Source organism: Clostridium drakei, from assembly GCF_000633595.2.
Classification (GTDB): domain Bacteria; phylum Bacillota; class Clostridia; order Clostridiales; family Clostridiaceae; genus Clostridium_AM; species Clostridium_AM drakei.
This window is the reverse complement of record NZ_JIBU02000022.1, coordinates 70,881-91,939: the sequence shown is the minus strand read 5'-3', so window position 1 is coordinate 91,939 and position 21,059 is coordinate 70,881. Positions and strand designations below refer to the sequence as shown.

General features: G+C 27.7%; 17 protein-coding genes. 11 read left to right on the top strand and 6 right to left on the bottom strand.

Going from position 1 to position 21,059, the window contains the following annotated elements; translation table 11 throughout:
- Positions 1-22: 22 nt before the first annotated feature.
- Positions 23-547: an RNA polymerase sigma factor gene (locus tag EG57_RS0211830; RefSeq protein ID WP_032077419.1), complete on the bottom strand. Its 525-nt coding sequence runs from the start codon at positions 545-547 to the stop codon at positions 23-25.
- 239 nt (positions 548-786) lie between these two features.
- Complete coding sequence (locus EG57_RS25170; protein WP_052037880.1) at positions 787-1,164, bottom strand: lactate racemase domain-containing protein; 378 nt, start codon at positions 1,162-1,164, stop codon at positions 787-789.
- 457 nt (positions 1,165-1,621) lie between these two features.
- Here EG57_RS25170 and EG57_RS0211820 point away from each other — a divergent pair, with 457 nt between their 5' ends.
- From EG57_RS0211820 to EG57_RS0211805, 4 genes are all read left to right on the top strand, one after another.
- Positions 1,622-2,557: an ABC transporter ATP-binding protein gene (locus EG57_RS0211820; protein ID WP_032077418.1), complete on the top strand. Its 936-nt coding sequence runs from the start codon at positions 1,622-1,624 to the stop codon at positions 2,555-2,557.
- Positions 2,550-3,713: an ABC transporter permease subunit gene (locus EG57_RS0211815; protein WP_032077417.1), complete on the top strand. Its 1,164-nt coding sequence runs from the start codon at positions 2,550-2,552 to the stop codon at positions 3,711-3,713. The genes EG57_RS0211820 and EG57_RS0211815 overlap by 8 nt, the downstream gene beginning before the upstream one ends.
- A gap of 68 nt (positions 3,714-3,781) precedes the next feature.
- Positions 3,782-4,471, top strand: coding sequence for a response regulator transcription factor (locus EG57_RS0211810; protein ID WP_032077416.1), 690 nt, complete (start codon positions 3,782-3,784; stop codon positions 4,469-4,471).
- Positions 4,455-5,822: a HAMP domain-containing sensor histidine kinase gene (locus tag EG57_RS0211805; protein WP_032077415.1), complete on the top strand. Its 1,368-nt coding sequence runs from the start codon at positions 4,455-4,457 to the stop codon at positions 5,820-5,822. The genes EG57_RS0211810 and EG57_RS0211805 overlap by 17 nt, the downstream gene beginning before the upstream one ends.
- A gap of 63 nt (positions 5,823-5,885) precedes the next feature.
- Here EG57_RS0211805 and EG57_RS0211800 read toward each other — a convergent pair whose 3' ends face one another.
- Positions 5,886-7,175 (bottom strand): lactate racemase domain-containing protein, encoded by a 1,290-nt coding sequence (locus tag EG57_RS0211800; RefSeq protein ID WP_032077414.1) that lies wholly within the window; start codon positions 7,173-7,175, stop codon positions 5,886-5,888.
- 598 nt (positions 7,176-7,773) lie between these two features.
- Between EG57_RS0211800 and ilvD the strand changes: the two genes are divergently transcribed.
- The gene (gene ilvD / locus EG57_RS0211795) at positions 7,774-9,432 is read left to right on the top strand and encodes a dihydroxy-acid dehydratase (protein WP_032077413.1); all 1,659 of its coding nucleotides are present in this window, start codon (positions 7,774-7,776) and stop codon (positions 9,430-9,432) included.
- Positions 9,433-9,693: 261 nt separating this feature from the next.
- Positions 9,694-11,376, top strand: a complete 1,683-nt coding sequence (locus EG57_RS0211790; protein ID WP_242859843.1) for a PocR ligand-binding domain-containing protein — start codon at positions 9,694-9,696, stop codon at positions 11,374-11,376.
- Between the two features lie 334 nt (positions 11,377-11,710).
- On the opposite strand, the gene EG57_RS0211780 is transcribed toward EG57_RS0211790, so the two are convergent.
- Positions 11,711-12,433: a phosphatase gene (locus EG57_RS0211780; protein WP_032077412.1), complete on the bottom strand. Its 723-nt coding sequence runs from the start codon at positions 12,431-12,433 to the stop codon at positions 11,711-11,713.
- A gap of 322 nt (positions 12,434-12,755) precedes the next feature.
- On the opposite strand from EG57_RS0211780, the gene EG57_RS0211775 reads away from it, so the two are divergent.
- The 5 genes from EG57_RS0211775 (at position 12,756) to EG57_RS25450 (ending at position 17,302) form a co-directional block, all read left to right on the top strand.
- The gene (locus EG57_RS0211775) at positions 12,756-13,307 is read left to right on the top strand and encodes a biotin transporter BioY (protein WP_032077411.1); all 552 of its coding nucleotides are present in this window, start codon (positions 12,756-12,758) and stop codon (positions 13,305-13,307) included.
- Positions 13,301-13,702, top strand: a complete 402-nt coding sequence (locus EG57_RS0211770; RefSeq protein WP_032077410.1) for a DUF1284 domain-containing protein — start codon at positions 13,301-13,303, stop codon at positions 13,700-13,702. Before EG57_RS0211775 ends, EG57_RS0211770 begins: the two co-directional genes overlap by 7 nt.
- 218 nt (positions 13,703-13,920) lie before the next feature.
- Entirely contained in the window at positions 13,921-14,292 is a 372-nt protein-coding gene (locus EG57_RS0211765) for a BlaI/MecI/CopY family transcriptional regulator (RefSeq protein WP_032077409.1), read from the top strand.
- Positions 14,293-14,297: 5 nt separating this feature from the next.
- Positions 14,298-15,797: a M56 family metallopeptidase gene (locus EG57_RS0211760; protein WP_032077408.1), complete on the top strand. Its 1,500-nt coding sequence runs from the start codon at positions 14,298-14,300 to the stop codon at positions 15,795-15,797.
- Between the two features lie 362 nt (positions 15,798-16,159).
- A complete protein-coding gene (locus EG57_RS25450) occupies positions 16,160-17,302 on the top strand; it encodes a S8 family peptidase (protein WP_052037878.1) in 1,143 nt (380 codons plus the stop codon).
- A gap of 58 nt (positions 17,303-17,360) precedes the next feature.
- Here the strand turns inward: EG57_RS25450 and EG57_RS0211750 are convergent, their stop codons facing one another.
- Positions 17,361-18,752 (bottom strand): MATE family efflux transporter, encoded by a 1,392-nt coding sequence (locus tag EG57_RS0211750; RefSeq protein WP_032077407.1) that lies wholly within the window; start codon positions 18,750-18,752, stop codon positions 17,361-17,363.
- A gap of 201 nt (positions 18,753-18,953) precedes the next feature.
- The gene (locus EG57_RS0211745) at positions 18,954-21,020 is read right to left on the bottom strand and encodes a helix-turn-helix domain-containing protein (protein ID WP_032077406.1); all 2,067 of its coding nucleotides are present in this window, start codon (positions 21,018-21,020) and stop codon (positions 18,954-18,956) included.
- Positions 21,021-21,059 lie beyond the last annotated feature (39 nt).

Sequence of the window (21,059 nt, the reverse complement as noted above, 5' to 3'; positions counted from 1 at the left end):
TACCTCCTTATTCTTAAACTCTTTAAAGTTCAAACTTTTTATTTATTTCTTTTATAGTTCGATATAACCTGTTTTTAACCATTGATTCATTAACTTTAAGTTGTTCAGCAATTTCACATATTTTAAACCCTTTACTGAAGTATAATGTGAATATTTTAAAAGTCAGTATATCTCTGCTTTTTATATATTGCCATAACTCCTTAACTAAAAGTGCATCATCATTAATTTCTTCTTTACATAATTGTGACTCAAGTCTTGAAAAATCCTCATCATCAGCTTGAGAAAATACTGGTATAAAGTTTTTACTAAAGCTAAGTAAACCATAATGCTTAAATAATTCGTGCTTTGCAATTTTTATAAGATATTTTTTGGGTTCCTTAACTTGTCCATGTTTTCTTAACCTTTTGTATAAATTCAAATATACATTTTGCATTAAGTCTTGAATATCATCTACATTTCGGCACTTGATAACAACATATCTCAAAACATCATTATATGTATCCTCATAAATACTTGTAAGCAACTCATCTGGTTTTAAAACTTCCAATTTAAATCCCTCCTACTCTATATAAGGATACAAAAAACAGGCATTTTGTTTCAAAGAAATAAATATTTAATTAAAATCTGGTTTATAACATTATATTTTCTGGCAAATTCGCAGAAAATATAAGCTATATCCTTTGAAATACTCTATTCTCTACGTAAATCTTTTTCTCTATCCAATAAATTATCATAATTAAGTAGCATGTCCTTAACATCTTGATTTCCACCAAGACCTTCACTACATTAGCTTAAAATAATCATTGTGCCGCCTTCTTTTACAGCTTCTTTTACATTTATAATAGTTTTACTAGTTTGATAGAAATTTATGTCTTTATCTTTTACTCCACCAGCATTTAATTCTTCTACAATTTTGTATAAGAATTTGTCGGTTTTCTGCCAAGCCCTTGTAATATTAGGTATAATTAAACAAACAGTTTCTCCAGGATTAACTAACTCTTTAAGTCTAGGACTTCCAATAGGATTGTGTAATGCATCTAGAATTATTTCATCTTCTGATTTTGAAACTTTAAATTCATTTCCTTCGATGACCTCAATTATATTTTTTCCATCTAAGGAAAGATTAACTGTTCTTCTACCATAATTTAATTCCATGTTTTTCATAAATATGCCCTCTAAAATTTTGTAATTTTTATTATAAAATTGAAACTTAATAAAGGAATATATTTTCAGTAAATTATCTATAGTTCTTTCAAGTATAATATTATACAATATATATAATTAACTGAATTTTCGTGCATGTAAAAATTTGACTTAGTATAAGCACTAAGCAAAGCTTCGCAAGTTAAGAACTATTCATTCTTACTTATTAACTATAAAAATTAAGTTTATTGTTTACTCAAGGTTTGATAGCTCAACATATATCATTTCTAAATCAATTGTGTTTCTCAATTATCATTCAGATGCAAAGCATCTCTCTATAACTTGTCAGAAATAATTTATATATTTATTCCTTATACGTAAAACTTTATTTTTTATTTATTTTTAATACATTTTTAATATATTTTTATCTTTTATACTTGTAAATGTTAGGAGAAAATAAAATATATTAAAAAGGATGATGAAAGTGACAGAAAAAGTTTTAGAATTAAAAAATATTTCTAAGAAGAGAGGAAAAACACAGGTATTAACTGATGTTGACTTTTCTATAAATAAAGGTGAGATATGTGGTTTTGTAGGGAGAAACGGAGCGGGAAAGACTACTTTGATTAAAATTATAACAAGTATGTTATTTTCTGATGAAGGCGAAGTTATAATATGCGGAAAGAATCTTAAAACTGAAAGAGAGAAAGCTTTGAAAAATATTGGATCAGTAGTAGAAACACCAGAGATGTATGGATATATGACAGGAAGGCAAAATTTAAATTATATAGCTAGCGTACTGGAAAATGTGACAAAAGATGAAATAGAAAGTGCTATAAAATTTTCTAATTTAGGCAGTAAAATTGATGAAAAAGTGAAGAAATATTCTTTGGGTATGAAACAAAGGTTAGGGTTGGCACAGGCAATCATGGGGAATGTATCTTTACTAATACTAGACGAGCCCACAAATGGATTAGATCCTATGGGAGTTTTTGAACTTAAAAACACTATAAATACTTTAGCTAAAGAAAAAGGAGTAAGTATTTTTATATCTTCTCATATTTTAAGTGAAATAGAAAATATATGTACAAAGGTCGTGTTCATAGATGATGGAAAAATTATTAGTATTCAGAAAATAGGTGATAAAGAAAAAGTTAGTACTGAAAAAAATATGTTTATAAAAACTAATTTTCCTCAAAAATCATCAGAAATTATTCAAAAGATACCTTATGTAAAGCTATTAAAAGTAGAAAATGACGGTATTTCAATTTTAATAAATACTGAGTTACATGATATTTTTGAGATATTAAAAAGTTTACATGAGGATGGAGTAAATGTAGAAGGTTGCTTTGAAGTAAAACAAAATTTAGAAGATAAATTTGTAAAGATGATGGGGGAAGGTAGTAATGAGTAAATATATATGGGAGGAACTTAAAAGAGTTATAATTAAAAAAAAGATTTCCATTATTATTATTGTTATGATTACGATAGCTTTTGGAATCATAAATGTTTCAAAAACAAAAACTTTGGAGGCAAATCTTCAGGGAGATAAGGAGATTCTTAATATTCAGAAGAGTGGTAGAGATAAAGCAGAGACAGAGTTTAAAAAAGCAGAATTTTCACGAGATATAATTGGAACTGAAAAAGAAATAGCTGACATAGAAGAACAATTAGACATAATAAATAATTATGATAAATCAAAACTAGATGAACAAATTCAAAAATTAGAAAAAGAAAATAATCCTAAAAATGAATATAAAATAGATCAGTTAAAATATGAAAAAGAATATAATATAGAAAAAAGTGAGTTAACACCTAGAGGAACATATAGAGCTATAGAAATTCTAATGGTATTTATTCCAATGATTTTTTTACTTAGTATGATTGTATTGTTATCTGATATAGTATCAGGAGAATATGCTCCGAATACCATTAAAAATTTGATTACTAGACCTATTTCAAGAAAAAAAATTATAATATCAAAATTTATTGTTTCAATAATTTTAAGTGCAGGTACTATTATTATAAGTACAATAATATTTATTTTGGAATCTGGAATTCATTTGGGATTTTCGGATTATAGATTGCCCTTTGATGTAGGTGCAAAGTATGTTTTGGATAAATCATTACCTTTAACTTCATTAACTTCACAAATGAAGTATGTACCTGGAAGCCGTATAATGATTCCACTTTGGAGTTCCATTATTATATTAGTATTAATTACAATAATTGTTTCAATGGCTATTGTATCAATAATAATATTTATATCAACTGTTTGTAAAAATTCACTAATTTCGGCACTTACAAATTTTATATTAATTTGCGGAACAGCAATTTGGTATGTGTTAGGATTTGCAGGCAGATATCTTGTATCAGCTAAATATGGTGTTTTCGTAAAATTTTTTCCTACTCCGTATATAATTGATAATCTTGAGATTTTAACAGGAGGTATTTCCCAACAACTTACTAGCAACATAAGTATATTATTTGTTTTAATGGTATGTTTTAGTTGGATTTTAATTATGCTGTTTTTAAGTACTTACATTTTTGGAAAAAGAGATTTTGATTAGTTATTTTTTGAGGATGACTTAAGAGTCAGTACCAAAAAAGTGATATAATTTAAAATTGGGTGATAAATGTGAAAGAAAATATATTGATAGTAGATGATGATAGAGACATAAGGGAAATGCTTGTAAATTATTTTAGTAAAGAAGGTTATGCAGTGGAACAAGCTTGTAATGGAGAGGAAGGACTAAAAATTTTAAAGGCAAAGCCCTTTTCTTTAATACTTTTAGATGTTATGATGCCTAAAATGGATGGGTATACTATGCTGCTTAAGCTTAGAGAATCATCCAATATACCTGTTATTCTGCTTACTGCAAAGGGTCAACAAATGGACAAAATAAAAGGATTTATAAATGGTTGTGATGATTATATAGTAAAGCCTTTTGATTTTACAGAACTTTCATTGAGAGTTATGGCTGTATTAAAAAGAACTAAGAGTAATAACAATTCATGTCAGGATATAATAAAGGTTAAAGATATAGAAATAAATACTTTAGAATATGCAGTTAAAAAAGATGATTTGGAAATAATATTAACTCCTAAAGAATATGAAATTTTATATACACTAGCAATTAATAAGGGAAGAGTATATTCTACTAAAATGCTTTATGAACTTTTATGGAAGGATACTTTTATGCAAAATGATAATACTGTAACTATGCATATTAAAAATTTGAGAGAAAAACTTGGAGACAGCGTTAAGCAAGGAAAATATATAAAAACTATTTGGGGAGTTGGATATAAGATTGAAAAGGATCTTTAAACTTAGAAGTGAATTAGTTTTTTCGGCAGTTATTTCAGCTATTATAGCCATTATATTTGCAGTTATTTTGAAAGAATTTATTTTAGGTTCCTTTTTAAATAATTCTAAAAACACTACAGAATATGTACATGATGATATGATTACTGGAATTGAGTATCAATTAAAAAATATGAATATTAATGATTCTAATAAAGTACAGAAATACATGGATAAAGAAAATAGCATATTATACCTTATTTCTATAGTACATAAAGATGGAAAAGTAATAGCTTCAAACAACAAGCAAATTAAAAGTATAGATGCCAACGAAGTTATAGATGGTAAAAAAACATTTAAATTTTTAAATGGCAATAGAAAGAATTTAGTTAAGATAACTAGATGTGATTATTTAAAAGACGGATGCTACTTATATTATATATATGTGGGTTATGGAAAATTAGAAAATGGAAACATTGTAGGTATAATGACAGGCATAATTTTTATAATTGTTTTTTTCTTGATTATATGGAAGCGCATATCTTATATATCTAAAATAAAATCAACAGTGAGAAGTATTGCAGAAGGTAATTTATATGAAAGAGTACCATTAAAATATAAAAATGAACTCCGTGAATTGGCAGAGGATATAAACTATATGACTTCAGAGATGGAAAAAGAAGATAAAAAAAGAAGTGAATTTCTTACTAATATATCACATGATTTAAGAACTCCTTTAACCACCATACTTGGATATATAAATATGATTAAAAATGGTAAGTATGTATCAAAAGATGAACTTAATAGCTATTTGGATATAGTGGATAAAAAGGGTTTATATTTAAAGAATATACTTGATGATTTTTTTCAATATTCAAAACTTTCTTCTAAAGATATTGTGCTTGAAAAACAAAAAATAGAGTTGAATGAATTAGCAAGGCAGATTGTTCAAGAAGAGGTAGATGAATTTATAAAAAATAACTTAACACTTTCTATTAATTTAATGCAGGAATTTATTTATATTTATGTGGACCCTAATTTATTTTTAAGAGCGATAAATAATCTTTTAAGTAATGCATTAAAATATTCAAAACCTAATACAAGTGTTGAATTTAATATAAGTAAAGAAAAATATAATAATAAATTTTATGCAATAATTTCAGTTTGCAATATACCTGAAGAACCAATTACTGATGATGAAATAGAAAATTTTTTTGAAAGGTTATATAAAAAAGATTTATCTAGACAAAAGGAAGGCAGTGGATTAGGATTATCAATTGTTAAAGACATTATTAAGATTCATGGTGGTTTTGTAAAAACATATAAAGAAAATGATAGATTGTTTTTTAAAATATACATGGATATAAAATTTTAATACATTTTTTAGGCAAAAAACTGTCGCACTAATTTTTTTAGTGCGACAGCCTGTCTATTATTACTAGATCATTTTAGGAAATGTACTTGCAGCAGCGGTCATAACATAAGTTTTTAAGTCCTTGCCTTTTTTCTTCCAAGTAAGTTCTAGAGCTTCGTCTAAAGTTTTAACTACTGTTATATTAGCTTTTTTTAGAAGCTCAGGATCTAAATCAGATACAAATATAACATCATATTTGCTAGCAAATTCGCAGAAAATATAAGCTATATCCTTTGAAATACTATATTCTCTACGTAATTCTTTTTCTCTATCCAATAAATTATCATAATTAAGTAGCATGTCCTTAACATCCTGATTTCCACCAAGACCTTCACTACACTGGCTTAAAATAATCATTGTGCCGCCTTCTTTTACAGCCTCTTTTACATTTATAATAGTTTTACTAGTTTGGTAGAAATTTATGTCTTTAGGAAATCCTCCTGCTGTACCAATAACAAGATCAGCTTTTTCCTTTATAGTTACTCCATCTATTTTATCGACTATTTTGCATCCTTCATAAAAAGCTTCTACATAGTTTCCGCTAACTGCAGCAGCAATTTTTCCATCATGTCCAACAACTACATTAAATATAAAAGTAGGTCTTAAAAATGCAGCAGCTTGCATCATATCTTCATGGATTGGATTACCTTTTAAGTTTGAACAAGCTGAATTTGGATTTTTACCTTCACCTAAGTTTGGTTTAAGACAAAGTGAATGATTATGCATTATAGTTTCATAAGAACTTATTCCTGGAAGAACAGTTTTTCTTCCTCCACCATATCCTGCAAGAAAATGATAAACAATACCACCTGCAAGTATTATATGGTCACATTCTAAAGCTTTTTTATTTACCCATACTGGGGTACCATATGTAGTTTCACCAACATAGGCTAAATTTTCCTTATCAAAGCAATCATGATTGATAACAGATAGCCTTTTGGCTAGTTCTTTTCCTAACAGTTTTTCATGTTCCTCTTTAGTTTGTTCCCTGTGAGAACCTGCTGCACTTATAACAGTTATGTCTTTATCTTTTACTCCACCGTCATTTAATTCTTCTACAATTTTGTATAAGAATTTGTCAGTTTTCTGCCAAGCTCTTGTAATATCAGGTATAATCAAACAAACAGTTTCTCCAGCATGGACTAGTTCTTTAAGCCTAGGACTTCCAATAGGATTGTGTAATGCATCTAGAATTATTTCATCTTCTGATTTTGAAACTTTAAATTCGTTTCCTTCGATAACCTCAATTATATTTTTTTCATCTAAGGAAAGATTAACTGTTCCTCTACCATAATTTAATTCCATGTTTTTCATAAATATGCCCCCTAAAATTTTGTGAGTTTTTATTATAAAATATAACTATTAAAGATACATTTTATTAACAATTTATATAATTTTAACATAAAAGTGCATTATTTTAAATAGTCACTAAATTTTTGTTATATTACTATTTTCTTTATATTGATATTTAGTTTTTTAATAAGTTAGCAAATTTACGATGAATATTGTAAATTAAAGTTATAAAATGTTGAAGAAATGTTGTTATATATGCAAAATGTAATTGAATATTAAATATATTGAAAAAATAAAATATTTTAAATTTTAATCATTATGATAACAAGTCTTAAATTAAAATGTAATATATTAATATTTTACAGTAATATTTTCATAGTATCTAAAGCTTAATAAAGAAGTATATTTTCAGTAAATTATCTATAGTTCTTTCAAGTATAATATTATACAATATATATAATTAACTGAACTTTCGTACATACGAAAGTTTGACTTAGTATATGCATAATGAGGTACAACTTTTTCAGAGGACAGAGGACAATTGACTGAGGGACAATGAAGGTAAGCAATTAACATTTGCAGTTTAAATGTAATATAAACTTTTAGGAGGAATTTATTAATGAAAAGTGATGTTGTAAAAGGAGGAGCAAAAGGTGCTCCAACAAGATCTTTAATGTATGGTATGGGATTTACAAAAGAAGAAATAGATAGACCATTAATAGGAATTGTAAATGCTCAAAATGAAGTAATAGCAGGACATGTACATTTAGATGAAATTGCACATGCTGCAAAGGTTGGAGTTACTATGGCAGGAGGAACTCCAATGGAATTTCCATCTATAGGTGTATGTGATGGTATTGCTATGGGACATGTAGGAATGAAATATTCTTTAGCAAGTAGAGAACTTATAGCTGATTCTATAGAAACTATGGCAATAGCCCATGGATTTGATGGATTAGTTTTAATCCCTAACTGTGATAAGATTGTGCCAGGAATGCTTATGGCGGCGGCTAGATTAAACATACCAGCAGTAGTTGTAAGTGGTGGTCCAATGAAAGCAGGAAAACGTAATGGTTGTGATGCAGATTTTACTACTGTCATAGAGGGTGTTGGAACTTATAATGATGGTAAAATTACATCAGAAGAACTTGAAGATATAGCTCAAAAAGCTTGTCCAGGATGTGGTTCTTGTTCTGGTTTGTTTACTGCTAATAGTATGAATTGCTTAACTGAAGTTTTAGGTATGGGTCTTCCTTACAATGGGACATCAGCAGCTCATTCAGGTGAAAGAAAACAATTAGGTAAATATGCTGGAATGAGAGTTATGGAATTATTAAAAAATAACATAAGACCACTTGATATATTAACATTGGATGCTTTTAAAAATGCAATAACTGTTGATATGGCTATGGCTGGTTCAACAAATACAGTATTACATTTACCAGCAATAGCGCATGAAGCTTCCATAGAACTTGATTTAGATTTATTTGATGAAATAAGTTCAAAAACTCCTTGCTTAACTAAATTAAGTCCTAGTGGAAAATACCACATGGAAGATTTACATCTTGCCGGAGGAATTCCAGCTATGATGAATGAGTTATCTAAGAAGGGGCTTATTTGTGAAAATGCGTTAACTGTAACAGGAAAAACTGTAGGAGAAAATATTAAGAATAAGATTGTACAAGATAAAAATGTAATTCATTCTGTAGAAGAACCTTATAGTAACAAAGGTGGACTTGCTATATTAAGAGGAAACTTAGCAGTAGATGGTGCTGTTGTAAAAGAATCTGCAGTAGCTAAAGAAATGCTTAAACATGAAGGTCCGTCTAGAGTATTTAATTCTGAAGAAGAAGCTGTTGAAGCAATATTCAAGGGTAATATAAATAAAGGTGATGTAGTAGTTATAAGATATGAAGGACCAAAAGGTGGTCCAGGAATGAGAGAAATGTTATCTCCAACTGCCGCAATAGCAGGTATGGGACTTGATAAGGATGTAGCGCTTTTAACTGATGGAAGATTTTCAGGGGCTACAAGAGGAGCTGCTATTGGTCATATATCCCCAGAAGCTATGGAGGATGGAATAATAGGCTTAGTAGAAGAAGGAGATAAAATTTTTATAGATATATCAAATAAAAAGTTAGAATTATTAGTTAGTGAAGATGAACTTGCAAAACGTAAAGAAAAGTATGTTAAACCAGAACCTAAGATAACAAAGGGTTATTTAGGAAGATATGCAAAATTGGTTACATCAGCAAACACAGGGGCAGTGTTGAAATAAAATTATAGTAGTACAATTTAATAATAATGTATATTTAGAAAAGGGTTGTTACACTAAGAATAGACTTTACAACATATTGTATGTAAATTTCTTAGTGCTGTAATCCCTTTTTAATTTTTTGTTGAATTCATTTGCTATTATTCAATACTATTGGTTAAATTTTATAGTAGAATTAATGTAAGTTGAGATTTAAAATAAGTAGGATATAATATATTTGTAAAATGGATTTTAACATTTGAATATTTTAGGATTGGTGACATGATGAAAAAGAATAAATATGATATACAAAAATTTGACTGGGGAGAAGTTACATGGCTGCATGAACCAACTAACTTACTTACTCAGAGACTTAGTTCAGGTTTGGTAAAATTTTTTCCAGGTAAAAAGCAGACTAGACATGTTCATTTTGGAGAAGAACAAATATTATATGTGATTGAAGGAAAGGGTATACATAAGATAAATGGAGAGGAAAAGAAGCTAGAAAAAGGTATGTTGATTCATTGTCCGCCTTACTCAGAACATGAAGTTATAAATACAAGTCAAGAGGAATTAGTTTTCCTTATAACATATACACCATCAAAATTAATGGAAATACATCAGAATTTATCTATTGTAAATGATAAACATATATTAGATATAGTTGATATAGAAGTGCTTGAAAACATTCAAAAAGAAGTATCGGAGCTTTTAAAGCTTTCCGTAGTTATTACGGATAATAATAATAATGATATTACAAAGCCTATAAATTTAAATAGGTTTTGCAGTTTGTACAAAGCAGCTGGATTATGTAAAGAAAAGGAAAGTAAGTATGAAAGTGAATTAAATAAACAGGATAAAGTATTTGAATGCTGCAATAATATAATAACTATAATAGTTCCTATTTTAATAGGAGATAAGATTATAGGTTATGTGAAATGTGGACACCTTATCATAAATAAGTCTAAGGGTACAGAAAAATTAATTTCAGAAAATTGTAAAAATAGAAATATAGATTGCAAAGAATTAATAGCTGCATATAATGATATACCTCTAATTCCTAAAAGCAGGCTTTATGCTCTTCAAGAGTCATTAGGAATAGTTTCTAAGTTAATTTCTAATATTATTGAAAGCAGTTTAGTGGAAAAAGAATTAAGTGAAAAAAATAATGAAATACTTAAAAATACAAAGGAAAAAGTTTATTTGGAAGATGCTTTAAAGCAGGCTAATTTAAAACTTTTAAAATCTCAAGTATCTTCAAGTATTCAAAACTATAATTTCCAGTCTAAAAATTTTTTTCACACGGAAACTATGCAATATCCTATTTCTGAAGAAGAAAAGCTGAAAGATTATATTAAGAAGCTTGATGAAAGTGCTTGCCATAACATCATTTTACAGATTATAACTAAATATGAAGGACTATCTATAGAAGAAATAAAAGAAAATTGTGAAGAACTTCTAATAATTTTAAGCAGGATAGTATATTCAGAAACTAATGATAAGGATATGTTTTTGGATATAAGGTACAAGTATAAGAAGAAAATAAAAAATTGTATTGATTATAATAACTTAAAAGACATAATTTTAGAGGCTTGTGAAGAAATTATAAATATATTAAAAAATGTATTATTAAATGGGAAATATGATATTATACAAAAAGTAAATTTATATATAGAAAATAACTTTAATCAAGAAATTACTTTAAATTTTCTTGCAGGGATGTTTTTTATAAGTCCTAATTATTTAAGTAGTATTTTTAATGAAAGAAATGGAATGTCTCTAAAAGACTATATAAATAAGTTGAGAATAGAAAAGGCTAAAGAATATTTAAAGGAAACAAATATGAAAATATCTGATATAAGTAAAAAGGTTGGATATAGTCAATTAAGCTACTTTGGAAGCATATTTAAAAAGATGGAAGATTGTACACCTAATGGATATAGAGCAAAATTGAAAAAGAAGAGTTGAACAAAATAAGTACAATGCGACGTAAGCGAAGTAATTTTCAACTGTATTCCGGCTGATATATGCTGTGAAGGAAAACTCACTTCATTAAGAAGTTCTAATGCTTGAGATATTGAAAAATTTCTACCTCCTCAAATGCGACGTCCTGTCGCTTTCGGAGCTTTTGCCGTCCTGGCAAAAATTACGAAATTTTTCAATATCTCAAGCAAAGAACTTCTAAAATTCGTTCGCATCTTCCTTCACAGCATATATCACGGAATGAAAGTTAAAATCCAAACTTCCACTGCACCTTTATGTCGCATGATTTTTATATTATACAAAGCATTTTGAATTGAAATTAAAGATTTTTTCCTTTAGCTCTTAAAAAATCAAGAAAATCTTCTTTGCTCTTATTTATTATTAGTTCTTCGGGCATATCTATTTGCTTTAATACTTTTATTGCAGCATCAAAACCACCTATGCGATAGGCAAAATGAGAATCGCTATTTAGTATTATTTTTACGCCATGTTCTTTACATAGACTAGCAATTTTTGAACAATTTTTTTCGCTGCCTATTCGTGAGCTTATAAAAGAACTATTATTTATTTCAATAAGTATATTTTTTTCCTTTGCTTTTTTTACTATTTCTTCTTCATGAATTGGAAATTTAGGGTTACCAGAATGACCTAAAATATGTACATTGGGATTATCCATAGCCTTTAATAAAGCAGTAGTATTTAAATCAGAATTTTTATTTGCTTTCATTATAGGTTCATGGATACTAGCTATGAGTATGTCTAATTTTTTTTGCCTGTCAATTGGCAAATCAAGAGTTCCTTCATAATCTATAATATTCGCTTCACATCCATAAAGCATAGTTATACCAAAAAGTTCTCTAGGAAGTACTTTAAGGTTTCCAAAATACCATTCATGAGGAGCACCAGGCATAGAAGGACCATGATCTGTTGTTCCTAAAAGTTTTAGACCTATTTCGCTAGCGTATTTAGCATTTTCTAATAAAGTAGAGTAAGCATGCCCACTCACTATAGTATGAGTATGCACATCAAGAACATATTTCATTTAAATAAACTCCTTTCAAAATTAAAGTGACTTGATATTATTATATAATAAAAGTTTTTTTGTATATTTAAATTTAAAACTCACATAATATTTTACTATAAAATATTAATTTATATATTAATTCTATGAAAATTATTATGAACTTTTTTACATAGGATTATATATATGTTTATTGACTAAATTTTTATATAAATAATTTTACTTTAATTATCAATTAAAATTGGAAATATAATATTTGACAAATAAATAGTAGTTATCTATAATTTAATTGTTAACCTAATTAATAGAATAAGTTAACAAAAATTAAGTAGGAGGGTGGAGTATGAAATTAAATTTATCAACTAAAGAAATGATATTAATATCAATATTTGCAGCAATAACATCAATATTAGCACAAATATCTATAGTTGTGCCTTTTAGTCCAGTGCCAATTACTCTTCAGATATTGGCAGTATATTTGTCAGCAATAATTTTGGGTAGTAGACTTTCATTTATGTCTCAACTTGTTTATATTTTACTTGGTGCCGTTGGAGTACCTGTATTTGCAAGTTTTCATGGTGGAATAACTTCTATACTGGGTCCTACAGGAGGTTTTTTGATTAGTTATCCTATTATAGCTTTTATAATAGGTAAGGTAACAGAAAAAAATCATAATATTATGATGATAATTTTGGGTTTGTTTATATCATTACTGATTTGCTATACTTTTGGTGTACTTCAACTTTCATTCATAACAAAAATGTCTCTACAAAAAGCTATTATGATAGGAGCAGCTCCTTATGTTCTTTTAGATACTGCGAAAGTTATAGCTGCGTACTTATTTGGAGTTAAAGTTAGGCAAGCACTTGTAGGAGCGAATTTAATAAAATGTTAGTTTTAAGAGCTCATCACTTGTTATGTATTCAGGGGTATGAGGGTAATGGTTATAGTTTCAAATTCACTAAAAATATGGATAGAGTAGTGAATACTTTAAGCGACAACACCTATATAAAAATTGTAACAGCAGTAGATGACATTTGTGAAAAATGTCCACATGAATTGAAGAATGACACTTGCAAAAGTCAGGAAAAAGTTTTTGAATTTGATATTAAAGTATTAAATGAGCTTAAGTTGATAGTTAACAGGACTTATTTGTATAAAGATATTTTAAATAGTATAAGAGAAAATTTAAGCTATGAAAAATTCCAAGAGATTTGTGGAAGCTGTCAATGGTTTCATTATGGGTATTGCAAAAATGGAATATTTGGTAATTCTGGTTATATGAAGTGAAGCTTAAAATAGCTAAGTATAGGTTTAATACTGAAATTAAAATTTTCAGTATTAAACTTTTTGTATAAATAAATATTTTGATAAAGATTGTTTTATACAAGTATGGTATAATTTCTAGATTAATCAATTTTATATATTGAAATAATATTGACAATAGTTGATTACAATTGTAGTATAATATTATGGATTACGATTGTAATTAATAGGAGGATTAAAATATGAGCAATATGCCTAAAATATCTGAAGCTGAATGGGAAGTAATGAAGATTATATGGAATAAAAACCCTTGTACTGCAAATGAAATAATAAAATATTTAGAAGGCAGCACAGAATGGAAACCTAAAACAGTTAAATCGCTTATAAGCAGACTTTTGAAAAAGAATGCTATAAGTTTTAATGAAGAAGGTAGAACATATTGTTATTATCCCTTGGTTAATGAGAAGGAATGTATAAAGGAAGAAAGTAAATCTTTTATACAAAGAGTATATAATGGTGCTGCTAAAAATATGTTATTGAATTTTATTGAGGACAATAAATTGACAGAAGAGGATATAGATGACTTGAAACGTATATTAGATGATAGGAAGTAGAGATTATGTTTCATTTAATGGTTTTATATAAATGGGTATTATACTTATCGTTTTCAGCCAGTATACTGATTTTATTTACTTTTTTTATAGTAAAGCTTTTAAAACAAAAATTGAGATTGCAAATTCAATATATAATAGGACTTTTTATTTTAATAAGATTAATTATTCCTATGCTGCCTCAAAGTTCATTTAGTATATTTAATGTAACACCGATTTTTTTAAATAGACCCCCAGTGGTATCTGCAGTAGATAAATTTGATTATGATCAGTATCTCACTGAAAATCCAGATGAGAAAGCATTGAGAAGTGTTCAAGGAAACAAAGAGTATTGGTATTTAAATCCGGCTATTATTGAAAATAGATCATCGGTATCAACTATAAAATTAACATTTATAATATGGATTGTAGGTGTTGCTTTAGGAGTATTTTATATGATTATGTCATATAAAATGTGTTTGAATGAGATTAGCAGATGCAATGAATTAGCAGATGATAGAATTATAGGAATTTTAGAAAAATGTAAAAAAGATATGAAAATAAAAACTAAAATAGCTGTTGTTAAAGGAGAAAATATAAAAAGTCCAGCAATTTTTGGGATTTTTAATCCTAGAATATTAATACCAGAAAATATAATCGAATATATGAATGATAATGATATCAGAAATATATTTCTTCACGAGCTTTCACATTATAAAAGAAAAGATATTTTGACTAATTATATTATTGAAATACTTAATGTAGTTTATTGGTTTAATCCACTTATATGGTGCTTTATAAAAAGGATAAGGAAGGACATGGAATTATGCTGTGATTCTCTAGCACTTTGTTATGTGGAGAATGACAAGCTAAAGGAATATGGATATACCATGTTAAATCTTATTAAATATTCTAAATTTAATACAAAAAGAAAATTGAATATGGCAGTGGGTATTTCAGTAAATGCTGAAGATATGGTTAGAAGAATTAATATGATAAAACAATTTAAAAGAAGTTCGCCTAAGACATTTATAATTTCAGTATTTATTTTATTAGTTTTTGGAACTACTATGCTTACAGAAGCCAAAATAAATAATGTGTTTCCAAGTAATACATTTTTAAGCAATGTTAATAATAACATTGCCTCTAAATATGTAGTGGATGAATTAGGTAGGAATAGAATAATTGACAATATTGATTATCCTTATAAATATGATTCTAAGGTTATTGGTAGCTGGAAATGTGTAGATTCTGTTGGATATATATCAGATTTCAAAAAATATAAGCAATACAATAAGAAAGAAACATATATTAAAGAGCTTAAGTTTTTTGAAAATGGGACAACAGATAAAAAATGGCTATCATGGACCAAGGGGATTATTATAAATAAAGCAGACAAGCTTTCAAGTGAATATCTTATAAAAGATATTGATGGGGAAACTTATATGTTTTTTCAGTGCAAAAGTGGAGACTATGCTTTTGGATGCAGAAGGCCTAGCTATTATGTATTGAAAAAGGTTAAGTCGTAGCGTAAAAAAATGCGAAGCATTTTTTAGAGGACAATTGACAGAGTACAGAGGACAATGAAGGTGAGTTTTCCTCCTTACGTCAGAAAACTAATTTATTTTTAAAGATTGTTTTGCTAAAGCTAAAGCAAAATAATCTTTAGCTGCATATAGGTCAGCAATGTTTAGCTTTAGCGAAACGAGTCATCAAAAATTTAATTGAAGATTTTTCGTAGCAAAGCGGAGAAAAATCATCCTTCACTGACCTCTGTCAATTGCCCTCTTCCTCTGTCCTCTGAAAAAGTTGCGTCGTATTATGCTTATTATATAATCATTCCTAAATCTATTATAGTTGTTAAATTTATAGTAAAGGAGAAGATACAAAAATGAAGAAAAAAATTTTAATTATTACGATTACGATTGTAATTTTGATTTTGATTGGTGGGGGTATTTTTGTAAAGAAGGCTATAGAAATGGGGGATCCTAAAAATTGGGGAATTAATCCTTCAAAACTTCCAGATATAGTGACAGATAAAGTTTTAAAAAAACATCATTCAGAGCTTGAGAGAATATATGGGTTTCAAGGAAAGGATGTATCTAAAAAAGATTTGTCCAAGGTTTCATTGGAAGTAATCTCAAATATAGGTTTTGATAAATCAACAAAGTGGCCAGAAAAAAGCAAACTTCCACAAGGGTATGATCCAGATAAATGGTTTGATATTGGTAAAGATACAGGTCTTAACTTAAGTAAAATTCATGAAAAAGGTATTACTGGAAAAGGGATTAGTGTAGCAGTTATAGATAAGCCTATAAGATCAACTCATAATGAATTTAAAGATAAGATGACCTACATTAAAATAGGTGATCAAACAAACTCTCATTTTCATGGAATGGCTTGTGCCTCCATTTTGGCAGGCAAAACTTGTGGTGTGGCAAGTGGAGCAAAATTATATTACTTTGCAACTCCAGATTCAAGAGATAGGCAAGAATATTATATGAAGGCTATAGATAAAATTATTGATATTAATAAATCACTTCCTAAGAATGAAAAAATAAGAATTGTATCAATATCTGATGGGGTAGAGAAGAAAGATAAATATTATAGTAAATGGCAAGAAACTATAAAGAAAGCAAATTCAGAAGGTTTAACAGTGGTATACTCTAATTTACTTGGAGAAAAAAAGTTTACATGGGGAGGGTGTTATGCTTCAAAGAATAGAGATAATCCTTTAAATTATGAGATTAGTAATTACTTGAAACAATATAGGATAGATAAGTCTACCATAATTGTTCCAGGAGATTTTAGGACTACTGCTAGTAATAGTTCAGATAACGATTATGTTTATTGGGGTGAAGGAGGCTTTAGCTGGGCTATTCCTTATGTTACAGGACTTGCAGCTTTAGCATGGCAGGTTAACCCAAATTTAACATTTGATCAAATAATAGATAAATTAATAGAAACTAAGACAACTACTTCAGAAGGTCTATATATAATTAATCCAGTGAAGTTCATCGATTCTATACATTAAAGATAACTTATAAAAAAATAGCTTCCACTACTTTAAGTAAAGTGGAAGCTGTTTTTTTTTATATATGAGCTTTTATTTTAAGTTTGCGGCTTATTTCTAGTTCGTTGAAGTCTTCTCTCAAAGTTTTACTTAAGAAGTAAAAGGAAGTTAGGGCAGCAATGGCATCAGTTATAGGATAAGCAATCCAAGTACCTTTTATACCAAATAGTTCAACAAATAGTATAGCTAAAGGTATGAAGATTATAATTTCCCTATATATCGAAAGTAAAAAGCTTTTTTTCGCTTCACCAATTGCTTGATAATAATTTATTCCCATATAATATACTCCAGTTAGAGGTATTAAAGAAATACATAATCTGAAAGCTTTAACCGTTTCATTAAGTAAAGTAGAATCTTTTAAGAAAAAACCTATTATTGAATTTGAAAAGAACATACAAATTAACCAAAAACCAAAGGAAGCTACTAGTACAGTTTTAATTGAAGTAATTAAAACCTTTTTTACTTTATCATAGTTTTTAGCTCCAAAGTTATAAGCAACTATAGGTTGCATTGCAGAGCTTATTCCTATTATTGTTACAAACAAAAACATTGAAACTTTAGTTATTACTCCTACTATTACAATGGCAGCTTCTCCACCTTGGGAATAAAGAAGGTTATTTAATACTACAGAAACTAAAGCATCTTCAATTTCTATGATAAAGGTTGAAAATCCAATAGTTATTATACCAGTTAAAATTTCTCTAGTAATTGAAGTATGAATATAATGCATTGAAAATTCAATATTAAAATCTCTTATAATATTTTTGAATTTATAAAAAGCAAAGATAAAGGCAGTTATTTGAGAGATTACTGTAGATATGGCAGCTCCTTCAATTCCGAAGCCAAGCATAACTATTAAAATGTAATTGATTATTATATTCAAAACAGCACCAATTAAGTTAGTATATAATAAAGCTCTAGTTTGTTTTAGAGAAATCATAATATAACAGGCTACTATTGATAAAGATTGAAAAATACCACCTAATAATATTATGGATACATACTTATTTACTAAGGCATAAGTTATGTCACTAGCGCCAAGCATATAAAAAATAGGTTTTCTAAATACAAAAACAATGAATGAAACTAGCGTTAAGAGAGTTAAAACTAAAGTTAAAGAAGTAACTATTAATTTTTTAAATTCTGAAATGTTATTTTCACCTAAGCTTCTAGCAGCATAAGTTGAAGTACCAATAGCGATTAAAAGACCAAGAGCTATAAGTAGCTTTTGAATAGGAAATGCTATTGTTATAGCTGCAAGTGAAGTAACTCCTATGTAGTGACCTACGTATATTGTGTCTACAATATTGTAAAGTTCCGATACTAACAGTGCAAATATAGCAGGTACGGCAAATTTAAAAAGGGTTCTTTTAATTTTTTCTTTTGCAAAAATATTACTGTCAATTTCCATAAATTTCACCTCAAATTTCAGAAAAGTAAGTTAGGACATTTAAAGAATAATCTCTGCTTACTTATCTCTTTAATTAAATTATAATGGTTTTGGGTGAAATTTACATTCACTTAAAGGTTCAGAAGAAAAGTACAATTATGAGGTGTTGACAAAATAGACAAAGCAAGAGAATAGCTTAATAACACCTGTTTTTAGGTATTATTAAGCCTCTTTTATCAAGATAAGTAAAGCTCCATAGCCTCTGAGAGTAATTTGCAGATTAAATACAGTACTTTTCTTTAGATTTTTAAAATGTATATTAGGAAAAGAGGCTTTATGAAGAATTTGTTTTTCTTCTTTACTCAATCTTTTAGGTTTTCCCATATCAACCCAATAGTTGTATGATGAACCGGATTTTTCATTTATTTCGTAAGTAGTTATTTTTATAGATGAAGGTATATTTACTATATTTAATGAAAGTTTTTGTGCAACAGCATTTTTTACAGCTCTAAGCTTTGAAAAATTTTTAAATGGGATAAGTTTATCTATGTCATCATTGTGATTATAAAGTAAAATTTGATATTCTTTATCGGATTTTGTGACTATATATCCATCATTTTTATCAACTAATGTATCTCCTAGCTTGTTCAATAAGTAATAGGCATAATAGGAAGGCTTTTTTATTCCTTTATCATTTATGAGACCAGGATATCCAAAAAATACTTCATTAGTTAAGTTAACCTGTTTATCTAAAACATCAAAGGCTCTTAAAAAATTCAAAGAATTTGTATTTTTTATTACACTGTTAATAATGTATGGCATCATATATGTTGTATCATAAATATATTCTATACTATCATTAGTATAGAATGGCTTATCTGACACTTCTAACTCATAGTCATTACATAAGAGTTCTATTATTTTATTTTTGGCGTTATCTGACACAGTTGAACTGAATTCAAATTTAAAAGAGTATAAATCTAAATTGTCTAATTCGCCAAAATAATTTAAAAATGACTTTAAAACTTTTAATAAATCTTCAGTGGAAAAGTTTTTATCATCTATAACTATAAGTGGATTTATATTAAGGGTATCTAAAAATTCAAATACATCACTGGTTCTATTCCAATTATAAAATTTAGAACCTGGAAAAATACACATATCTTGACTAAAAACATTTAAAAGTCTTGCGTATTCAAAGCCTATTTCTTCCTGAAGAACTTCAAGTATGTCTTTATTATCTTCTAAAAGAAGATCAAAGGCATCTCCTACGTTTAGCACATTTTTAAAGGACTTATTAAATTCACCAATATCTTCACCCATGTTTATATTTATTTTTGTTATTTTATCTTCGTAGTTAAATCTATCATAATCTTCTAGATAATAAGTTATATATTCAAGACTTTCATTTAACTCAAAGAATTTAATGATTTTTTGAGCTTCAAACTTTTCATCATCAACTTTAAATTTTTTTCTATATTGAAGAGGCGTATATTTATAATGAGCTTTAAAATGTTTATTAAAATATCTAGTGTGGGAAAATCCTACTTCTTCTGAGATTTCGGATATAGTTTTATCTGTATCTAAGATAAGTTTTAAAGCTTCTTGAACTCTATTTGAATTCAATAAATCTGTAAAACTTGAGCCTGTAACATCTTTTATTCCATGCGACAAGTAATCAGTACTTAAAAACTCCTTTTTTGCTATGTCTTGGAGTGTTATGTTATCGTTAGAGTTATTAAATATGTATTTAGAAATTCTATGATATCTCTCTAATTGCTCTTCTTTTTCTTTTAAATCTTCGTTTTCATACATCAAATAGTGAAAATTGTTTATAAGGTGATAAAGAAGATCTATGAGAATAACTTGTATTTCTTTATCATAGTTATCTTGTTTTTGAACTGCTTCACAGGTCATTTTAGCCAAAAATGTTCTTAAAGCATCGTATTTTTCACTTTCCTGAGCTCTATCATCTGTAGTGTTGGTGAAGAAAAACATATTTTCAATATCACTGTAATATTTTTCAAAAAAATAAGGATCTATATGAAAAACTAAAACTTTATTATCTTTATCATTACTTATAATACTGTGAGGTTCATCTAAATTTATTATTTCTATGTCCTTTTCTATGAGTTCATAATTATCTGAACTTATAGTGATATTGAGTTTACCTTTAAGAACATAAATAATTTCTATGGAATTATGCCAATGCATGGGATAATTTATTACATTCTCTAAAGATATTGAAACTGGCATATCGGAAGGATAAGTTATATATTTTTTTCTCATAATTATCTCCTTTCTTTTAAATTAATAATAAAAACGACG